Genomic DNA, 18,162 nt, shown 5'->3' with positions numbered 1-18,162 from the left:
TTCGTGGCGTTGATCAAAAGGGTAACCGCGATAGTGGCCCTGAATCAAATGGTAAGTAGTTGCTTCTCTACAACACCGCATGAACTCAGGGAATTCACCTAGGAGCCAGTCGAATCGCTCCGTCCAGACGAATCACCTCGCCGTTGAGCATGTCGTTCTCGATGATGTGCCTGGCCAGCTTGGCGTAGTCCTCGGGCGTGCCCAGGCGGGAAGGGAAGGGCACGCTGGCGGCCAGGGCGTCCTGCACTTCCTGCGGCATGCCGAAGAGCATGGGCGTGCCGAAGATGCCGGGGGCGATGGTCATGTTGCGGATGCCGCTGCGCGCGAGGTCGCGGGCGATCGGCAGCGTCATGCCGACGACGCCGCCCTTGGAGGCGCTGTAGGCCGCCTGGCCGATCTGGCCGTCGTAGGCCGCGACGGAGGCGGTGGAAATCAGCACGCCGCGCTCGCCGGTGGCTTCGGGCTCGTTCTTGCCCATGGCGTCGGCCGCCAGGCGGATCATGTTGAAGCTGCCGATCAGGTTGACAGTGACGGTCTTGCTGAACACCGCCAGCGCGTGCGGGCCGTTCTTGCCCACGGTCTTCTCGGCCGGCGCGATGCCTGCGCAATTGACCAGCCCGACCAGCTTGCCGAGCTTGAGCGCGGCGGCCACCACGGCCTGGCCGTCGGCTTCCTGGCTCACGTCGCACTTGACGAACACGCCGCCGATGTCCTTCGCAACGGCTTCGCCTTTGTCAGCCTGCATGTCGGCGATGACCACCTTGCCGCCGTTGGCGGCCAGCATGCGCGCCGTGCCTTCGCCGAGGCCCGAAGCGCCACCGGTCACGATAAAAACCTTGCCGTCGATCTGCATAAAAAGTCTCCTGGGATAAGCCTTTCATTATCGAAGACGCCCGCCAGGCCAAAAAAAAGGCCTCATCCGAAGATGAGGCCCTGAATTGGATCCGTGAGGACCCAAGGAGACAACTGGTGGTGGTGGTCGGCGGCTTAGCGCTTGCGCGAAGCGGTCGCGGTCTTCGCGGCGGCGACGGCTTGGTTCGACACGGCGTTGAAGTTGGCTTCGGCGACGTCCGACGCCTGCTTGACGGCCTTCTGAACCGATTCGAAAGCGTTGTTGGCTGCTGCCACGGCGCTCTTCATCACGGCGACGGCGGTTTCCGAACCGGCCGGGGCATTCTTGGAAGCGCTGTCGACGAGGCCGACGAAGGCTTGCTGGGCTTCGGTGGCCTTGGCTTCGAAAGCCTTGCCGAACTCGGCGCCGGTGCCTTGGGCGATGTCGTACAGGTGACGGCTGTAGGCGGCGGTCTTTTCAGCCAGGGGCTGGAACAGGCTGGCTTGCAGCGTGAGCAGTTCTTGCGCGTCCTTCACGCTCAGGGCGGCCTGGGCGGTGCTCTGGGCTTCGGCCAGGGCTGCCTTGGAAGCGGTCACGTTCAGTTCGACCAGCTTTTCGACGCCTTCGAATGCCTTGGTGGTCAGGCCGAACAGGGTTTCGAGGTTGGCTTTTTGGGCGGCGAGGATTTGGTCAGCGGTCAAGGCCATTTGAGATCTCCAGAAGGGATGATTGGGTGGTCGGTTCACGTTGCGCTGTCTCGCCGTCTATGTTGCGGTGCAGCATGGCCTCAAGTATAGGCAGCTGGTTTTTGCGGGCAAGGGGTTTTTGCTGCTCTGCAGCAATTTAGAACCCGTCTTCTAAATTCGGCCTGCCGCTCCAGAATGCAGCCATGCGCGCTTTCTATTCCGGCCAGTTCGTCCTGCCCCTGCCCGAGGGCCATCGCTTTCCCATGTCGCGCTACGCCATGCTGCGCGACCGCCTGCTGGAGCAGCTTCCGGCCGTGGTGATGGACGTGGCCCCGCGCGCCGGCGACGACGAACTGGCGCTCGCCCACACGGCCGAATGGATCTCCGCCGTCAGCGACGGCAGCGTCAGCCCGCAGGCGATGCGAGAGATCGGCTTTCCCTGGAGCGAGGCGATGGTGGAGCGTTCGCGCCGTTCCGCCGGCGCCACCGTCGCGGCCTGCCGCGCGGCCTTCTCGGAGGGCGTGTCGGCCAACATGGCCGGCGGCACGCATCACGCCTACGCGGACAAAGGCAGCGGCTTCTGCGTCTTCAACGACGCTGCCGTGGCTGCCCGGCTCATGCAGGTGGAGCACGCACGTGCCGGGCAGTTGCTCCGGGTGGCAGTGGTCGATCTCGACGTGCACCAGGGCAACGGCACCGCGAGCATCTTCCAGGGCGACCCGAGCGTGTTCACGCTCTCGCTGCACGGCCAGAAGAACTTTCCCTTCCGCAAGGAGACGAGCGACCTCGATGTCGAATTGCCCGACGGCTGCGGCGACGCCGAGTACCTTGCAGCGCTGGAGCACGCCCTCGGCGAGCTCGACCGGCGCTTCGCCCCCGGCCTCGTGATCTATCTCGCCGGCGCAGATCCCTTCGAGCGCGACCGCCTGGGCCGCCTCAAGCTCAGCTTCGACGGGCTGGAGGCGCGCGACCGGCGCGTGTTCGACTGGGCCTGGCAGCGCCGCCTGCCGATGGCGTTTGCCATGGCCGGCGGCTATGCCAGCGACATCGCGGAGACGGTGCAGGTGCAGGTCGGCACCTTCAGGGTGGCCCTGGAGTACTGGCGCCGCTGGCAAAATGCCGCGCGATGAGCGCCACCACCAAACCCACCCCGCACACACGCGACGGCTATCGCGCCTTTCGCAGCATCCCGACGCGCTGGGCCGACAACGACATGTACGGCCACGTCAACAACGTCGTCTACTACAGCTGGTTCGACACTGCGGTCAACGCGCTGCTGATCGAGCGCGGCGCGCTCGACATCCACCAGGGCCAGACCATCGGCTTCGTGGTAGAGACCCAATGCAACTACTTCGCTCCCATCGCGTTTCCCCAGACGGTGGAGGCGGGCATCCGCGTCGCGCAGGCCGGCCGCTCCAGCGTGCGCTACGAGATCGCGCTGTTCGCCGAGGGCTCTGACAGCGCGGCGGCGCAGGGCCACTTCATCCACGTCTACGTCGACCGCGCCACCCAGCGCCCGGTGCCGCTGCCAGAGGCCTTGCAGCAGGTGGTGGACTCGCTCAAGGCCTGAGCGGACAACCAGCTCTTCAACGAGAAACGGCGCCCGAGGGCGCCGTTCCGTCTGTTGAAGGCGCTCAGGCCTTACATCGTCTTCTTCATGGCCTTGATGTCGGCCTTGCCCTTGTCTTCGTCAGCCTTGGCCTGGTTCACGCAGGCGCTCTTGGCGTCGCCCTTCTGGTCGTCGCACTTTTCCTTGGCGACCTCGTAGGTGGCCTTCACCTTTTCCTCGGCGACCTTGCGGGCATGGCTGTCGCTCGGCTGGTATTGCTGTTCCAACTCGGCCTTGGCCACGTCTTCCTTGCCCTTGGCTTCCTTCTGGCAGACGTCCTTGGCGTTGTCCTTCATCGTGTCGCACTGGGTCTTGGCGACCTTGTAGTCGGCCTCGATCTTTTCCTTGGCGACCTTGTATTCGTCCTTGGTCATCGCACTGGCTTGCGTGGCGACGAAGCAGGTGGATGCGAGGGCGAGCATCAGCAGGTGTTTTTTCATTTGAGTTTTCCTTCAGGGAGATGTTGAAACAGGGTTCGGTTCAGCGAACGGCTCAGTAGCGCTCGAACCAGAGTGCATCGGGCGTGCGGCCGTCGCGGGATTCCCACTCCTTGACCTGCTTCTCCGCCTCATCGCGGCTGATGCCGTGGCGCTCCTGGATGCGGCCCAGCAGTTGGTCGCGCTTGCCGGCAATGACATCGAAGTCGTCGTCGGTCAGCTTTCCCCATTGCTCCTTGACCTTGCCCTTGAGCTGTTTCCAGTTGCCTTCGATGGTGTCCTTGTTCATGCGACTCTCCTTTGAGATGTTGATCCGGCGGACTGTTGCGCCGCCGTGAAGTCAATGTCGCCGGGTCGATTCACCCCCGTGGTAGGACGTGCTGTCCGGGCCTCGTAGGCAGAGGCCGACGCCTCCCGTGATAATCGAGCGGACGCCGAAAGTTTGAGACACCGCATCGCGTACAGCACCATGATCATTCACAGCCTGCTCGACACCGACCTCTACAAATTCACGATGATGCAGGTCGTGCTGCACCACTTTCCCGGGGCCCGGGTCGAGTACCGCTTCAAGTGCCGCAACCCCGGTGTCGACTTGGCCCAGTTCGCGGGCCAGATCCGCGACGAGGTGCGCAGCCTGTGCTCGCTGCAGTTCCGCGACGCCGAGCTCGCCTACCTGCGCTCCATGCGCTTCATCAAAAGCGACTTCGTCGACTTCCTCGGGCTCTTCAGGCTCAACGAGAAGTACATCAACATCATTCCCCAGCCCTCGGGCGAGCTCGAGATCCGCATCAAGGGGCCGTGGCTGCACACCATCCTGTTCGAGATCCCGGTGCTGGCCATCGTCAACGAGGTCTACTTCCGCAACACCCGCAAGAAGCCCGATTTCGAAGAGGGCCGCCGCCGCCTCGAGACCAAGATCGCGCAACTGCAGGACGAGGGCCTGGCCGACCTCAAGATCGCCGACTACGGCACGCGCCGCCGCTTCTCCAAGGACTGGCATGAAGAGGTCCTGCGCACGCTCACCGCTCGGCTGGGCGCCGTCACGCCACCGGCGGTGCAGCAGCCCACGGGCGCGCGGCTGCCGCAGCTCGCGGGCACCAGCAACGTGCTGTACGCCATGAAGCTCGGCCTGATTCCTCTGGGCACCATGGCGCACGAATACCTGCAGGCCTGCCAAGCGCTCGGCCCGCGGCTGCGCGACAGCCAGATCTTCGGCTTCGAGAGCTGGGCGCGCGAGTACCGCGGGGACCTCGGCATCGCGCTGTCCGACGTGTATGGCATGAGCGCCTTCCTGCGCGACTTCGACCTGTATTTCTGCAAGCTCTTCGACGGTGCCCGCCACGACAGCGGCGACCCGTTCCAGTGGGGCGAGCGCATGCTGGCGCATTACGTCGCCAACCGGGTCGACCCGCGCACCAAGACGCTGATCTTCAGCGACGGCCTCACGGTGCCGCGCACCATCGAGCTCTACCAGCAGTTCCGCGGCCGCTGCCAGCTGGCCTTCGGCATCGGCACCAACCTCACCAACGACCTGGGCTACGAGCCGCTGCAGATCGTCATCAAGATGATCCACTGCAACGACCAGCCTGTGGCCAAGCTGTCGGACACGCCGTCCAAGAACATGTGCGAGGACGAGAAATACCTGGCCTACCTGCGGCAGGTCTTCGAGATCGAACAACCCCCCGCCTGACGGCTGTACCCGCGCCCCGCCCCGCACGGTCTGGTACGGTACAGCCCCGATGAAAAAAACGATCCGACTGACCGCGGCCGCGGTGCCGCTGCTCCTTCTTCCCGCCCTGGCCACGGCCGCCGACTTCGACGGCGGCAAGCTGTCGCCGCTGTGGGGCGTGCCCTTCGCGGGCATCCTGCTGTCGATCGCGCTGATGCCGCTGCTTGCGCCATCGTTCTGGCACCACCATTACGGCAAGATGTCCGCGGCCTGGGCACTGGCCTTCCTGCTGCCCTTTGCCGCCACCTACGGCGCGACGCTGGCCGGCGTGCAGCTGGTGCATGCGCTGGTGGCCGAGTACATCCCGTTCATCATCCTGCTGACGGCGCTGTTCACCGTGGCGGGCGGCATCCATATCCGGGGCAACCTGCGCGGCGCGCCGGGGCTCAACACGGCCATCCTTGCCATCGGCGCGGTGCTGGCTAGCTTCATGGGCACCACGGGGGCCTCGATGCTGCTGATACGGCCGCTGATCCGCGCCAACGACAACCGCGTGCACAGGGTGCATGTGATCGTGTTCTTCATCTTCATCGTGTCGAACGCGGGCGGCTCGCTCACGCCGCTGGGCGATCCGCCGCTGTTCCTCGGCTTCCTGAAGGGCGTCAGCTTTTTCTGGACCGTGCAGAACATCCTGCCCGAGACGCTCTTCATCCTGGCCGTGCTGCTGGCGTTGTTCTATTTCATCGACCGCCACTACTACCGCAAGGAAGGCGTGCTGCCGGTCGACCCGACGCCGGACACGACAGGCATCCGCTTCGACGGCGCCGCCAACTTCTGGCTGCTGGGCGGCATCGTCGCGCTGGTGCTGATGAGCGGCTTCTGGAAGTCGCCCGTGGTGTTCGACGTGTTCGGCACCGAAGTCGGCCTGCCGGGCCTGCTGCGCGACGTGGGGCTGGCGCTGATCGCGGTGGTCTCGTACAAGCTCACCGCGCCCAAGGTGCACGCGGACAACCAGTTCGAATGGGGCCCGATGGCCGAGGTGGCCAAGCTGTTCGCGGGCATCTTCCTGACCATCATTCCGGTGATCGCGATGCTCAAGGCCGGCACGCAAGGCCCGTTCGGCGCGATCGTCTCGGCCGTGACGCGCGCCGACGGCCAGCCCGATCCGGCGATGTACTTCTGGGCCACCGGCTTGCTGAGTTCCTTCCTCGACAACGCGCCGACCTACCTCGTGTTCTTCAACACCGCTGGCGGCGATCCGGCCACGCTGATGACCACCTATGCCTCCACGCTGGCCGCCATTTCGGCCGGGGCGGTGTTCATGGGCGCCAACACCTACATCGGCAACGCGCCGAACCTCATGGTCAAGGCCATCGCCGAAAGCCGCGGCGTGCGCATGCCGAGCTTCTTCGGGTACATGGCGTGGTCGATGGCGATCCTGGTTCCGCTGTTCGTCATCTGCACCTTCATCTTCTTCCGCTGATCTTCTTCCTTCGACAAGAGACAACATCATGAGCAAGCCCAAGATCCTGGTCGCGCGCGCGATCTTTCCCGAGACCATCGAGCGCCTGTCGCAGCATTTCGAGGTCGAGTCGAACCAGTCCGACGAAAGCTGGAGCAAGGATCAGCTCATCGCCAGGCTGCAGGGCAAGGCGGGCGCCTTCACCACCGGCAGCGAGCGCATCGACGCCGCCGTGCTCGACGCCTGCCCCGACCTGAAGATCTGCGCCAACATGGCGGTGGGCTACAACAACTTCGACGTCGACGCGATGGCCGCGCGCGGCGTGCTCGGCACCAACGCGCCCGACGTGCTGACCGAGACCACCGCCGACTTCGGCTTCGCGCTGCTCATGGCCACGGCACGCCGCATCACCGAGAGCGAACACTTCCTGCGCGCGGGCAAGTGGCAGAAATGGAGCTTCGACATGTTCGCGGGCTCCGACATCCACGGCTCCACGCTGGGCATCATCGGCATGGGCCGCATCGGGCAGGGCATTGCGAAGCGCGGCGCGCACGGCTTCGGCATGAAGGTGGTCTATCACAACCGCTCGAAGCTCGACGCCTCGCTCGAGGCCGAATGCAAGGCCAGCTACGTGAGCAAGGAAGAGCTGCTCAAGACCGCCGACCACGTGGTGCTGGTGGTGCCGTACTCGGCGGCTTCGCACCACACCATCGGCGCGGCGGAAATCGCGCTGATGAAGCCGACGGCCACGCTCGTCAACATCGCGCGCGGCGGCATCGTGGACGACGCGGCGCTGGCTGTTGCATTGCGCGAAAAGCGCATCGCCGCCGCCGGCCTCGACGTGTTCGAGGGCGAGCCCAAGGTCCATCCCGACCTGCTGACCGTGCCCAACGTGGTGCTCACGCCGCACATCGCCAGCGCCACCGTGCCCACGCGCCGCGCGATGGCCGACCTGGCAGCCGACAACCTCATCGCCTACTTCGGCGGCAAGGGACCGCTGACGCCGGTCACGCCCGTGCCCGCCGCCGGCAAGTAAGAAGCAAGAGGCGACAACCAGACCTTGGACACTGCCCTTATCCTGATCGGACTGGCCGTACTCGCGGCCGTCCAGCTCGTGCTGCTGATCTGGCTGCTGGCCCGCCGGCAGCCCCCGGCCGACCACGGCGACCTGCTGCGCGTGCTTGCCAACATCGGCTCGGCCAACGAGCGCACCGAACGCGAACTGCGCCGGGAAATCGCCGACAGCTCGCGCGGTGCCCGCCAGGAAACCACGCAGGCCTTTGCCACCTTCCAGCGCGCTCTGGTGCAGCAGGGCGCCGAAGCCACACGCACCCAGAACGCGCAGCTCGATGCCTTCTCGCTGCAGCTCGCGTCGCTGCAGAAGACGCTGGCCGACACGCTCAATACGCAACTGCAGGGCCTGAGCGAATCGAACGCACGCCGTCTTTCGGAGGTGCGCGCGACCATGGAGTCCCAGCTCGCGCAGCTGCAGCAGACCAATGCCGCCAAGCTCGACGAGATGCGCAAGACCGTCGACGAGAAGCTGCAGAGCACGCTCGAAACCCGCCTGGGCGAAAGCTTCAAGCAGGTGGCCGACCGGCTCGAGCAGGTGCACAAGGGGCTCGGCGAAATGCAGACGCTGGCCGTCGGTGTCGGCAGCCTGCAGCGCGTGCTGACCAACGTGAAGACGCGCGGCGTGTTCGGCGAGGTGCAGCTCGAGGCCTTGCTCGAGCAGGTGCTCACGCCCGACCAGTTCGCCAAGCAGATCGAGACCAAGCCGCGCAGCGGGCAGCGCGTCGACTTTGCGATCCGCTTTCCGGGGCGTGGCGAGGAGGGCGCGCCCGTGTGGCTGCCGATCGACGCCAAGTTCCCGCGCGACGACTACGAGCGCCTGATCGACGCGCACGAGCGTGCCGACGCGCCCGGCGCGGAGCTGGCCGCCAAGGCGCTGGAGGCGCGCATCCGTACCGAGGCCAAGTCGATCGCCGACAACTACCTCGCCGCGCCGCACACCACCGACTTCGCCATCCTCTTCCTGCCGGTCGAGAGCCTCTACGCCGAGGTGCTGCGCCGCCCCGGACTGATGGACGCCATCCAGCGCCAGCACCGGGTGACGCTGGCCGGCCCGACCACCTTGCTCGCCATGCTCAACAGCCTGCACATGGGCTTTCGCACGCTCGCGCTGGAGCAGCAGGCCTCCGAGGTCTGGAAGGTGCTGGGCGCGGTCAAGACCGAATTCGAGCGCTACGGCGACTGGGTCGCGCGCATCAAGGAACAGGTGGCCAAGGCGTCGGACACGCTCGACAAGGCCGACACGCGCGCCAAGCAGATGCGCCTGGCATTGCGCAAGGTCGAGGCCCTGCCCGAGGCGCAGTCGCAGGCGCTGCTGCCGCCCACCGCCGACAGCGAGGGCGACGACACCCCGTGAAAGGCTCCGAGCTTCTGCGCGTCATCGGCGCCCAGGTCTGCCTGCACGCCACCATGGCCGGCATGCGCCTCGCCACACCGCTGCTGGCGCTGCAGCAGGGCTACAGCGCGGCGGCGGTCGGCGTGCTGATCTCGCTGTTCGCGCTGACCCAGGTGTTCCTGGCGTTGCCCGCGGGGCGCTTTGCCGACCGGCATGGCTTCAAGCGGCCGCTGTGGCTGTCGGTGATCGCGGCGGTGGTCGGCGCGGGGCTGGTGGTGGTGTTCCCCGTGTTCCCGGTGATGTGCCTGTCGGCCTTGCTGACCGGCGGCGCCACCGGCGCGACCGTCATTGCGCTGCAGCGGCATGTGGGCCGCTCCGCCCATCACCCGACGCAGCTCAAGCGCGTGTTCAGCTGGCTCGCCATTGCGCCTGCGGCAGCCAATTTCGTCGGGCCTTTCCTGGCCGGCATGCTGATCGACCACGCAGGCCGCGCGCCGGCGGACATGCTGGCCTTCCGCGTCTGCTTCGCGGTGATGGCCGCGCTGCCGCTGGTCTGCTGGTTGCTCGCACGCGGCGCTCACGAGCCGCCGCCCACGCCGCCGCTGGCCGGTGCCGTGCCCACGCGCGCCTGGGACCTGCTGCGCGAGCCGATGTTCCGGCGCCTGCTCTTCGTGAACTGGCTGCAGTCGTCGAGCTGGGACGTGCACGCCTTCGTGCTGCCGGTGCTGGGGCACGACCGGGGCATCAGCGCTTCGGTGATCGGCTCGATCCTCGGCGCTTTCGCGGTCGCGGCGGCCGTCATTCGGGTGGTGCTGCCGGTGATCGCATCGCGCGCCTCGGAGCGCGGCGTGATCCTGAGCTCCACCGTGGTGACGGCGCTGGTGTTCGCGGTCTATCCGCTGCTCGACGCGGCCTGGGCCATGGGCGTGTGCTCGGTGATCCTGGGCTTTGCGCTGGGCGCCGTGCAGCCGATGGTGATGAGCATGCTGCACCAGATCACACCGCACACGCGGCACGGCGAGGCGCTGGGGCTGCGGCTGATGACCATCAACGCGTCGAGCGTGGCGATGCCGATGCTCTTCGGCTCGCTCGGCGCGCTGATCGGCATTGCCGGCGTGTTCTGGGTGGTCGGCGGCGTGCTGGCGCTGGGTGCGCGCGCCACCTGGGGCCTGAAGGCCTGAGATGGCGCCGCCGCCTGCGGCGGACCCGGGTCAGAGCTTGTAGAAGCGCTTGATCGCGTTCCAGGCGTCGTCCGGCGCGTCGACGTACTCGAAGAGCTTCACGTCGCCCGGCGAAATGACGCCCTCGTCGACGAGGAAGTCGAAGTCGATCAGCCGCTTCCAGTAGTCCGAGCCGAACAGCACGATCGGCACCGGCTTCGACTTCTTGGTCTGCACCAGCGTGATCACCTCGAACAGCTCGTCGAGCGTGCCGAAGCCGCCCGGGAATGCCACCAGCGCCTTCGCACGCATCATGAAATGCATCTTGCGGATCGCGAAGTAGTGGAACTTGAAGCTCAGCGCCGGCGTGACGTACGGATTGGCTTCCTCCTCCATCGGCAGCGCGATGGCCAAGCCGACCGAGAGGCCGCCGCCTTCATGCGCGCCGCGGTTGGCCGCCTGCATGATGCCGGGGCCGCCGCCGGTGCAGACGAACAGCTTGTCCTGCGGCTCCTTGTCGTTGCTGTACTGCGCGACCAGCTTGCCGAAGGCGCGTGCCTTCTCGTAGTAGTGCGAGTTGCGCGCGAGCCGGCGCCAGCGCTCGGAGGCGGCCGCATCGCCGGCCGCATCGGCCTGCGCGATCATGGCAGCGGCGTCTTCCTCGCTGCGGAAACGCGCGCTGCCGAACACCACCACGGTGTTCTCGATGCCGTGGGCGCGCTGCTCGACGTCGGGCTTCATCAGCTCGAGCTGCATGCGGATGCCGCGGGTTTCGCGGCGCAGCAGGAATTCGGGGTCGGCGAAGGCGATGCGCGAGGGATCGGGGTCGAGCGGGAGGCCCTGGTCGGCGTGGGACTGGAGCGTGGCCCAGGCGTCGGCCAGGCGTTTGTCGTGAAGATCGTGCGTGTTGTTCATGAAGAAACGGGACAGATGGACCTGCGTGATTGTGCAGCGTTGCAACCAGTGTGCCCGGAAACGAAAAAGGCTCCTTGCGGAGCCTTTCTACAGGGTGGTGGTCGATCGGCCGGTGAGGCTCAGACGCGCTTGCGGTATTCGCCGGTGCGCGTGTCGATTTCGATCTTGTCGCCTTGCGAGACGAACAGCGGCACGGGCACTTCGAAGCCGGTGGCGATCTTGGCGGGCTTCATGACCTTGCCCGAGGTGTCGCCCTTGACGGCGGGTTCGGTCCAGGTGATTTCGCGCTCGACGCTGGTCGGCAGTTCGACCGAGATGGCCTTGCCGTCGTAGAACACCACTTCGACGGCCATGCCGTCTTCGAGGTAGTTCAGGGCGTCGCCCATGTTCTCGGCTTCGACTTCGTACTGGTTGTATTCGGCGTCCATGCAGACATACATGGGGTCGGCGAAGTAGGAGTAGGTGCACTCCTTCTTGTCCAGCACGATCTGGTCGATCTTGTCGTCGGCCTTGAAGACCACTTCGGTGTTGAAGTTGGCGATCAGGCTCTTCATCTTCATGCGCACGGTGGCGGAGTTGCGGCCGCCGCGGCTGTATTCGGTCTTGAGGACGACCATCGGGTCCTTGCCGTGCATGATGACGTTGCCGGCGCGGATTTCTTGAGCGATTTTCATAACAGGGTCTCTGGATGTTGGCCGCTCGGTGCGCGGAGCCATCGACGGTATGTGCCGGTGTTGCTGGCCCCGCGGTACATGTCCCGCGGCAGGTTTAGCGGAGAGCATCACGGACCGAAGGAATCCGGGCCGAAATCCGCAAAGCCCGCTATTTTAGCTTTTTTGGCCGACCATTTCCTGCAGTTGCGTGACGAGATCGTCCTGCGCGAGCAGGCGCTCGCGGGCATTCCGGGCGGTTTCGCGCCACGGGCCCTGCATTTCCAGCGGCGGCAACGGCCCGTCGCCGAAGCCGTTCCAGGCGTGGTGAAAAAGCCGCAGCGAGTGCGGGGCGCCCAGCCAGTCCAGCCAGGCGCCGAGCTTGACGTGGTGCGCGTCGTCATCCTGCGGGTAGATCTGCCAGACCAGCGGCGCGCCCGCCCAGAGCCCGCGTACCAGCGAATCCTCGCCGCGCACGAAGTTCAGGTCGCAGGCCCAGAGCAGGTGGTCGAAATCGGGCTGGGTGAGATAAGGCAGGTATGAAATTGATAGCGCGCCGCGCGCTTCTTCCGCGCCGAGCAGTGCCCTGACCGCCTGAGCGGCGCGCCCGGCCGTCACCAGCAGCCGCGTGTGTTCAGGGCCGTGCGCCAGTTGTGCCAGCAGCGCGGCCAGCGCTGGCGGCTCGTAGCAGAACAGCGACACCAGGCGCTCGCCGGCTTGCCACGGAATCTGCCGTTCGGAAAGCCACCGTGTGCGGTCGAAGCCGGCCTGCCGCGCCGCAAGGTCGGTCTCCCGGAGCAGGCCGCCGGTCGCTGGCGTGAAGCCAGGGTAGAAGAAGCGCTTGGTCAACCCTGCGCCCGGACCCCGGAATACCGGGGAGGGCAAGCCGTGCAGCCGTTCCACGTACGGCTCGGCCGACAGGTATTCGAGATTGATCCAGGCCTTGCCCGGTGTTTCTGCAAAACGCGCGATCAGCTCCGGCGCCGGTTCGCAGCCGAAGGCCTCGACCAGCACGTCGGGCGGGGGCTGCGCCACGGCTGCCTGCAGCGCGGCGGCATCCAGCCAGTCGATCACTCGCACGCCTTCGTGTCCCGACGGCGCCATCCAGCGCAGCGCGGCCGCGTCGTCGATCCACAGCCGCACGCTTTGGCCGCGTACCGCCAGTTGGCAGGCCAGCCGCCAGCAGACGCCCAGGTCGCCGTGGTTGTCGATGACCCGGCAGAAGATGTCCCATTGCCTCGATTGCATAGGTCGCGAGTGTGCCCGTGTTCCGCGGCGTCGCTTGCTATGCTGGCCGGCACAACAACCACCGGAGAGAGACCATGAGGATGCAGACCTTCCGCGTCGTGAAGACCGTGCTCGCCGCGTCGCTGGCCCTATGCGGCATGACCGCCGCGCTGGCGCAGACGCCAACGCCGCCGCCATCGCTCACGCCGCAGCAGCAGCGCTTTCACGACATCTACAAGGAGCTGGTGGAAATCAACACCACCCATTCGGCGGGAGACAACACGGTGGCCGCGCGCGCCATGGAAAAGCGCCTGATCGAAGCGGGCTTCGCGCCGGGCGACATCCAGATCTTCGAGCCGTTCCCGAAGAAGGGCAACCTGGTGCTGCGCTTCAAGGGCGACGGCAGCAAGAAGCCGCTGCTCCTGCTTGCCCACATCGACGTGGTCGAGGCCCGCCGCGAAGACTGGAAGACCGATCCGTTCAAGCTGCAGGAAACCGGCGGCTACTTCACCGCGCGCGGCTCCATCGACGACAAGGCCATGGCCTCGGCGCTGGTGTCGGTGGTGGGGCAGCTCAAGCAGGAAGGCTTCAAGCCGAAGCGCGACATCATCCTCGCGCTGACCGCCGACGAAGAGCGCGGCGACGCGCTGAGCAACGGCGCCTTCTGGCTCATCAACAACAAGCCCGAACTGCTGCAGGCGGAGTTCGGCATCAACGAAGGCGGTGGCGGTGAACTGCGCGGCGGCAAGCCGAACCTGCACCGCATGCAGGTGGCCGAGAAGATGTACACCACCTACATGCTGGAAGTGCGAGACGTCGGCGGCCACAGCTCGGTGCCGACCAGGAGCAACCCGATCTACGCGCTGTCGGCGGGGCTGGAGCGGCTGGGCAATTTCAATTTCCCGGTCAAGCTGGCCGATGTCACCAAGACCTACTTCGCGCGCAGCGCGCCGTTTGCCACCGGCCAGCTGGCCGACGACATGCGCGCGGTGGGCGCTGGCAACCCCGACCCCTCGGTGATCGAGCGCATGTCGGCCAATCCGGCCTACAACGCGCAGTTCCGCACCACCTGCGTCGCGACGATGGTGCAGGCCGGCCACGCCGAGAACGCGCTGCCGCAGTCGGCCAAGGCCACGGTCAACTGCCGCATCCTGCCGCACGACGACCCCGACGAGGTCGAGCGCCTGCTGACCCAGGCGGTCGGCAACGACAAGATCGTGGTGCGCAACATGGGCAAGCCGCTGCGCAGCCCGGCATCGCCGCTGAACGGCGACCTGGTCAAGACGGTGGAGTCGCTCACCCAGCAGATGTGGCCGGGCGTGCCCGTGGTGCCGGCCATGAGCACCGGCGCCACCGACAGCCGCTTCATGCGCAATGCCGGCATCCCGATGTACGGCGTGACCGGCATGTTCCTGGAGCCCGCCGATGCGCGCGCCCACGGGCTGGACGAGCGCATAGAGATCCAGCGCCTGTACGACGGGCGCGAGTTCCTGTACCGGCTGGTCAGCGAACTCGCGAAGTAGGCATTCCTCGGCGGGGCTCGTTCCAGCCCTGCCGGTTTTGGGACGGGCGCTCTGCCGGGCCGTGCGCCGCACGCCACAATAGCCGCCATGTCAGACGTGCATTCCGATCAATTGCTCAGCGAAGTCGCGGCCTTGCCGCAGCTGCCCGGGGTCTATCGCTATTTCGACGCCGCGGGCGCGGTGCTGTATGTGGGCAAGGCGCGCAATCTCAGGAAGCGGGTCGCCAACTACTTCCAGAAGAGTCACGGCGGCACCCGCATCGGGCACATGATCTCGAAGATCGCGCGCATGGAGACCACGGTGGTGCGCTCCGAGGCCGAGGCGCTGCTGCTCGAGAACAACCTGATCAAGACGCTCAAGCCGCGCTACAACATCCTGTTTCGCGACGACAAGAGCTACCCCTATCTCAAGATCGCGTCGCACCAGTTTCCGCGGCTGGCCTACTACCGCGGCGCGGTAGACAAGAAGCACCGCTATTTCGGGCCATACCCCAGCGCCTGGGCAGTGAAGGAGTCGATCCAGCTGCTGCAGAAGGTGTTCCGCCTGCGCACCTGCGAAGACACGGTGTACGCCAACCGTACGCGGCCCTGCCTGCTGTACCAGATCAAGCGCTGCAGCGGACCCTGCGTCGGGCACATCGCGCCGGACGCCTATGCGCAGGACGTCGCCAGCGCCGAGGCCTTCCTGATGGGCGACACGCAGCTGGTGCTCTCCAAGCTGGAGCAACGCATGATGACGCACGCCGAGAAGCTCGAGTTCGAGCAGGCGGCCGAACTGCGCAACCAGATGTCGGCCATCTCGCGCGTGCTGCACCAGCAGTCGATCGAGATCGCCTCCGACAAGGACGTGGACATCCTGGCCGTGAAGGTGCAGGGCGGCAAGGCCTGCGTGAACCTGGCCATGGTGCGCGGCGGCCGCCATCTGGGCGACCGGCCGTACTTTCCCGTGCACGTGGAAGACGCGGCGCAGATCCATCACGGCGAGCTGGACGGCGACGAGGGCGACGATGCAGCTCCCGTGGCGGCCGACCCTATCGAGGTGCAGGTGCTCGAGGCCTTCATCGCCCAGCACTACATCGACGTGCCGGTGCCGGCCACGCTGGTGCTGAGCCAGCAGGTGAGCCGCGAGCTGATCGAGGCGATCTCGCAGCAGTCCGGCTCCCGCGTGACGGCCGTGTTCCAGCCGCGCGAGCAGCGCCGCCACTGGCTCGAGATGGCCGAGACCAACGCCGGCCTGCAACTGGCCCGGCTGCTGGCCGAAGAGGGCTCGCAGCAGGCGCGCACCCGCGCGCTGGCCGACGCGCTCGAGCTGGCCTCGGACGACCTCGACAACTTCCGCGTCGAGTGCTTCGACATCTCGCACACGGCCGGGGAGGCCACGCAGGCCTCCTGCGTGGTGTTCGAGCACCACGCCATGCAGAACAAGGAGTACCGCCGCTACAACATCGACGGCATCACGCCCGGGGACGACTACGCGGCCATGCGCCAGGTGCTGCACCGCCGCTACGGCAAGCTGGCCGAGGCGATGGCGGCCGAGACCGACGCGCTGCCGCCCGGCGACGCCGAGAGCGACGGCACCGAAGCCCCGCCGAAGCCCCGCACCGCGCGCATGCCCGACCTCGTGCTGGTCGACGGCGGCAAGGGGCAGGTTTCGATGGCGCGCGAGGTGTTCGGCGAACTGGGCCTGCCGCTGTCGCTGATCGTCGGCGTCGAGAAGGGCGAGGGCCGCAAGGTCGGGCTCGAGGAACTGGTGTTCGCCGACGGCCGCGAGAAGGTCTACCTGGGCAAGGACTCGGCCGCGCTGATGCTGGTGGCACAGATCCGCGACGAGGCGCACCGCTTCGCCATCACCGGCATGCGGGCCAAGCGCGCCAAGGTGCGGGTGGGCGGCAGCCAGCTCGAAGACATTCCGGGCATCGGGCCGAAGCGGCGGGCGCGGCTGCTGCAACGCTTCGGCGGCATCCGCGGCGTGGCCGCGGCGAGCGTGGAAGACATCGCCTCGGTCGAGGGCATCGCCTCCGACCTGGCGGAAGAGATCTACAAGGCGCTGCACTGAGGCGATTGCCCTCAACCGGTCGCCGGTCGAGGGGTAACGCCGCCATGACACAATCAAGCGATGTTCTGGACCTTACCGACCATCATGACCTGGACGCGCATCGTCGCGATCCCTTTGATCGTCGGCGTGTTCTACCTGCCGATGGCCGAGCCGATGCGCAACCTGATCGCCACGGTCATGTTCATCGTCTTCGCGGCCACCGACTGGCTCGACGGCTTCCTGGCCCGCAAGCTCAACCAGACTTCGGCCTTCGGTGCCTTCCTCGACCCGGTGGCCGACAAGTTCCTGGTCTGCGCGTCGCTGCTGGTGCTGGTCCACCTGCAGCGCGCCGACGTGTTCGTGGCGCTCATCATCATCGGCCGCGAGATCGCGATCTCGGCGCTGCGCGAGTGGATGGCGCAGATCGGCGCCAGCAAGAGCGTGGCGGTCCACATGATCGGCAAGGTCAAGACCACCGTGCAGATGGTCGCCATCCCGTTCCTTCTGTATGACGGGCGTCTCTTCAAGGTGATCGACACCGGTCTCTGGGGCCAATGGCTGATCTGGATCTCGGCCGTGCTTACCATCTGGTCGATGGTGTACTACCTGCAGAAGGCCATTCCCGAAATCCGGGCGCGCACCAAATGACCTCGGCGGTTCCGGCCCGCAATGCGGGCTGGCTGCGGGCGATGCCCGGGGTCTTCGTGCTGATCTGGAGCACCGGCTTCATCGTCGCGCGCTACGGCATGCCGTATGCGCCACCCCTCAAGTTCCTGGCTGTGCGCTATGCGCTGTCCCTGGCGTGCTTCGGCGTTTGGGTAGCGCTGGCGCGGGTCGCGTGGCCGAAGCAGCGCGCCCAGTGGGGGCACCTGGCGGTCACCGGCATCCTGATGCAGGCGGGCTACCTCGGCGGCGTATGGGCCGCGGTGCACGAGGGCATGGGTGCCGGGCTGGTGGCGCTGCTGGTCGGAATCCAGCCGGTGCTGACGGCGGTCTGGATGTCGTTCAACGGCGGGCGCATTTCCAAGCGGCAGTGGGGCGGGCTTGCGCTGGGTTTCGCCGGGCTGGTCCTGGTGGTGTCGCGCAAGCTCGGGCAGGGCGGCGAGGTGAGCGCCCTGACGATGGGCCTGGCGCTGATGGCGCTGGTCTCGATTACCGCGGGCACGCTGTACCAGAAGCGCTTCGTCGCGCCCTGCGATGTGCGCAGCGCAAGCGCGGTGCAGATGGCGGCGGCGCTGCTCGTCACGCTGCCGTTCGCGGCGCTGGAGCCGCAGCATATCGAGTGGAACCTGCAGTCGGGCGGCGCGATGGCCTGGTCGGTGCTGGCGCTGTCGCTGGGCGGGAGTTCGCTTCTATATATGTTGATACAGCGCGGCACCGCCACCGCCGTCACCAGCCTCCTGTACCTGGTGCCGCCCTGCACGGCGGTGATGGCGTGGCTGCTGTTCAGCGAGCCGATCACGCTGGTGACCGTGCTCGGCATTGCGCTCACCGCCGTCGGCGTGAGCCTGGTGGTGCGCAGCGAACGCTGAGCCGGCCGGCCCCGGTCTA

General features: G+C 66.7%; 18 protein-coding genes. 11 read left to right on the top strand and 7 right to left on the bottom strand.

Annotated elements, in window-relative coordinates:
* Positions 1–94 precede the first annotated feature (94 nt).
* Entirely contained in the window at positions 95–853 is a 759-nt protein-coding gene (locus WIX39_RS22565) for a 3-hydroxyacyl-CoA dehydrogenase (protein ID WP_106933854.1), read from the bottom strand.
* A gap of 134 nt (positions 854–987) precedes the next feature.
* Positions 988–1,539, bottom strand: coding sequence for a phasin family protein (locus tag WIX39_RS22560; RefSeq protein WP_081268643.1), 552 nt, complete (start codon positions 1,537–1,539; stop codon positions 988–990).
* A 182-nt stretch (positions 1,540–1,721) separates the two neighbouring features.
* Between WIX39_RS22560 and WIX39_RS22555 the strand changes: the two genes are divergently transcribed.
* Positions 1,722–2,648, top strand: a complete 927-nt coding sequence (locus WIX39_RS22555) for a histone deacetylase family protein (RefSeq protein WP_409195862.1) — start codon at positions 1,722–1,724, stop codon at positions 2,646–2,648.
* Positions 2,645–3,088 (top strand): acyl-CoA thioesterase, encoded by a 444-nt coding sequence (locus WIX39_RS22550; protein WP_081268645.1) that lies wholly within the window; start codon positions 2,645–2,647, stop codon positions 3,086–3,088. The genes WIX39_RS22555 and WIX39_RS22550 overlap by 4 nt, the downstream gene beginning before the upstream one ends.
* Before the next feature lie 71 nt (positions 3,089–3,159).
* Here the strand turns inward: WIX39_RS22550 and WIX39_RS22545 are convergent, their stop codons facing one another.
* Together WIX39_RS22545 and WIX39_RS22540 are read right to left on the bottom strand one after the other, a co-directional pair.
* Positions 3,160–3,567, bottom strand: coding sequence for a hypothetical protein (locus WIX39_RS22545; protein WP_081268646.1), 408 nt, complete (start codon positions 3,565–3,567; stop codon positions 3,160–3,162).
* 52 nt (positions 3,568–3,619) lie between these two features.
* The gene (locus WIX39_RS22540; protein ID WP_081268647.1) at positions 3,620–3,853 is read right to left on the bottom strand and encodes a CsbD family protein; all 234 of its coding nucleotides are present in this window, start codon (positions 3,851–3,853) and stop codon (positions 3,620–3,622) included.
* A gap of 180 nt (positions 3,854–4,033) precedes the next feature.
* On the opposite strand from WIX39_RS22540, the gene pncB reads away from it, so the two are divergent.
* Genes pncB through WIX39_RS22515 form a run of 5 tightly spaced genes read left to right on the top strand, consistent with a single transcriptional unit; the run spans position 4,034 to position 10,283 of the window.
* Positions 4,034–5,254: a nicotinate phosphoribosyltransferase gene (gene pncB / locus WIX39_RS22535; protein WP_081268648.1), complete on the top strand. Its 1,221-nt coding sequence runs from the start codon at positions 4,034–4,036 to the stop codon at positions 5,252–5,254.
* A gap of 49 nt (positions 5,255–5,303) precedes the next feature.
* Positions 5,304–6,716, top strand: coding sequence for a sodium:proton antiporter (locus WIX39_RS22530; protein WP_409195861.1), 1,413 nt, complete (start codon positions 5,304–5,306; stop codon positions 6,714–6,716).
* Positions 6,717–6,744: 28 nt separating this feature from the next.
* Positions 6,745–7,731, top strand: coding sequence for a 2-hydroxyacid dehydrogenase (locus WIX39_RS22525; RefSeq protein ID WP_106933858.1), 987 nt, complete (start codon positions 6,745–6,747; stop codon positions 7,729–7,731).
* A gap of 24 nt (positions 7,732–7,755) precedes the next feature.
* A complete protein-coding gene (locus WIX39_RS22520) occupies positions 7,756–9,123 on the top strand; it encodes a DNA recombination protein RmuC (protein ID WP_106933859.1) in 1,368 nt (455 codons plus the stop codon).
* A complete protein-coding gene (locus WIX39_RS22515; protein ID WP_106933860.1) occupies positions 9,120–10,283 on the top strand; it encodes an MFS transporter in 1,164 nt (387 codons plus the stop codon). Before WIX39_RS22520 ends, WIX39_RS22515 begins: the two co-directional genes overlap by 4 nt.
* Positions 10,284–10,313: 30 nt before the next feature.
* On the opposite strand, the gene WIX39_RS22510 is transcribed toward WIX39_RS22515, so the two are convergent.
* From WIX39_RS22510 to earP, 3 genes are all read right to left on the bottom strand, one after another.
* Positions 10,314–11,177 carry a TIGR00730 family Rossman fold protein gene (locus WIX39_RS22510; RefSeq protein WP_081268653.1) on the bottom strand — a complete coding sequence of 288 codons (864 nt, stop codon included), beginning with the start codon at positions 11,175–11,177 and terminating at the stop codon, positions 10,314–10,316.
* Between the two features lie 119 nt (positions 11,178–11,296).
* Positions 11,297–11,851 (bottom strand): elongation factor P, encoded by a 555-nt coding sequence (efp, locus tag WIX39_RS22505; RefSeq protein ID WP_081268654.1) that lies wholly within the window; start codon positions 11,849–11,851, stop codon positions 11,297–11,299.
* A 153-nt stretch (positions 11,852–12,004) separates the two neighbouring features.
* Entirely contained in the window at positions 12,005–13,075 is a 1,071-nt protein-coding gene (gene earP / locus WIX39_RS22500) for an elongation factor P maturation arginine rhamnosyltransferase EarP (protein ID WP_409195860.1), read from the bottom strand.
* Between the two features lie 74 nt (positions 13,076–13,149).
* Here earP and WIX39_RS22495 point away from each other — a divergent pair, with 74 nt between their 5' ends.
* The 4 genes from WIX39_RS22495 to WIX39_RS22480 all read left to right on the top strand — a co-directional run bounded on the left by WIX39_RS22495 (position 13,150) and on the right by WIX39_RS22480 (position 18,143).
* Positions 13,150–14,577, top strand: coding sequence for a M20/M25/M40 family metallo-hydrolase (locus tag WIX39_RS22495; protein ID WP_409195859.1), 1,428 nt, complete (start codon positions 13,150–13,152; stop codon positions 14,575–14,577).
* Positions 14,578–14,664: 87 nt separating this feature from the next.
* Positions 14,665–16,632, top strand: a complete 1,968-nt coding sequence (gene uvrC / locus WIX39_RS22490) for an excinuclease ABC subunit UvrC (protein WP_409195858.1) — start codon at positions 14,665–14,667, stop codon at positions 16,630–16,632.
* Between the two features lie 60 nt (positions 16,633–16,692).
* Complete coding sequence (gene pgsA, locus WIX39_RS22485) at positions 16,693–17,259, top strand: CDP-diacylglycerol--glycerol-3-phosphate 3-phosphatidyltransferase (protein ID WP_106933864.1); 567 nt, start codon at positions 16,693–16,695, stop codon at positions 17,257–17,259.
* Positions 17,256–18,143: a DMT family transporter gene (locus tag WIX39_RS22480; RefSeq protein ID WP_106933865.1), complete on the top strand. Its 888-nt coding sequence runs from the start codon at positions 17,256–17,258 to the stop codon at positions 18,141–18,143. The genes pgsA and WIX39_RS22480 overlap by 4 nt, the downstream gene beginning before the upstream one ends.
* The last annotated feature ends 19 nt before the right edge of the window (positions 18,144–18,162 follow it).

The sequence above is a fragment of the Variovorax sp. AB1(2024) genome (assembly GCF_037482385.2).
GTDB lineage: Bacteria > Pseudomonadota > Gammaproteobacteria > Burkholderiales > Burkholderiaceae_C > Variovorax.
Note: the sequence above shows the minus strand (reverse complement) of the source record. Positions and strands in the feature narration are given on the sequence as shown.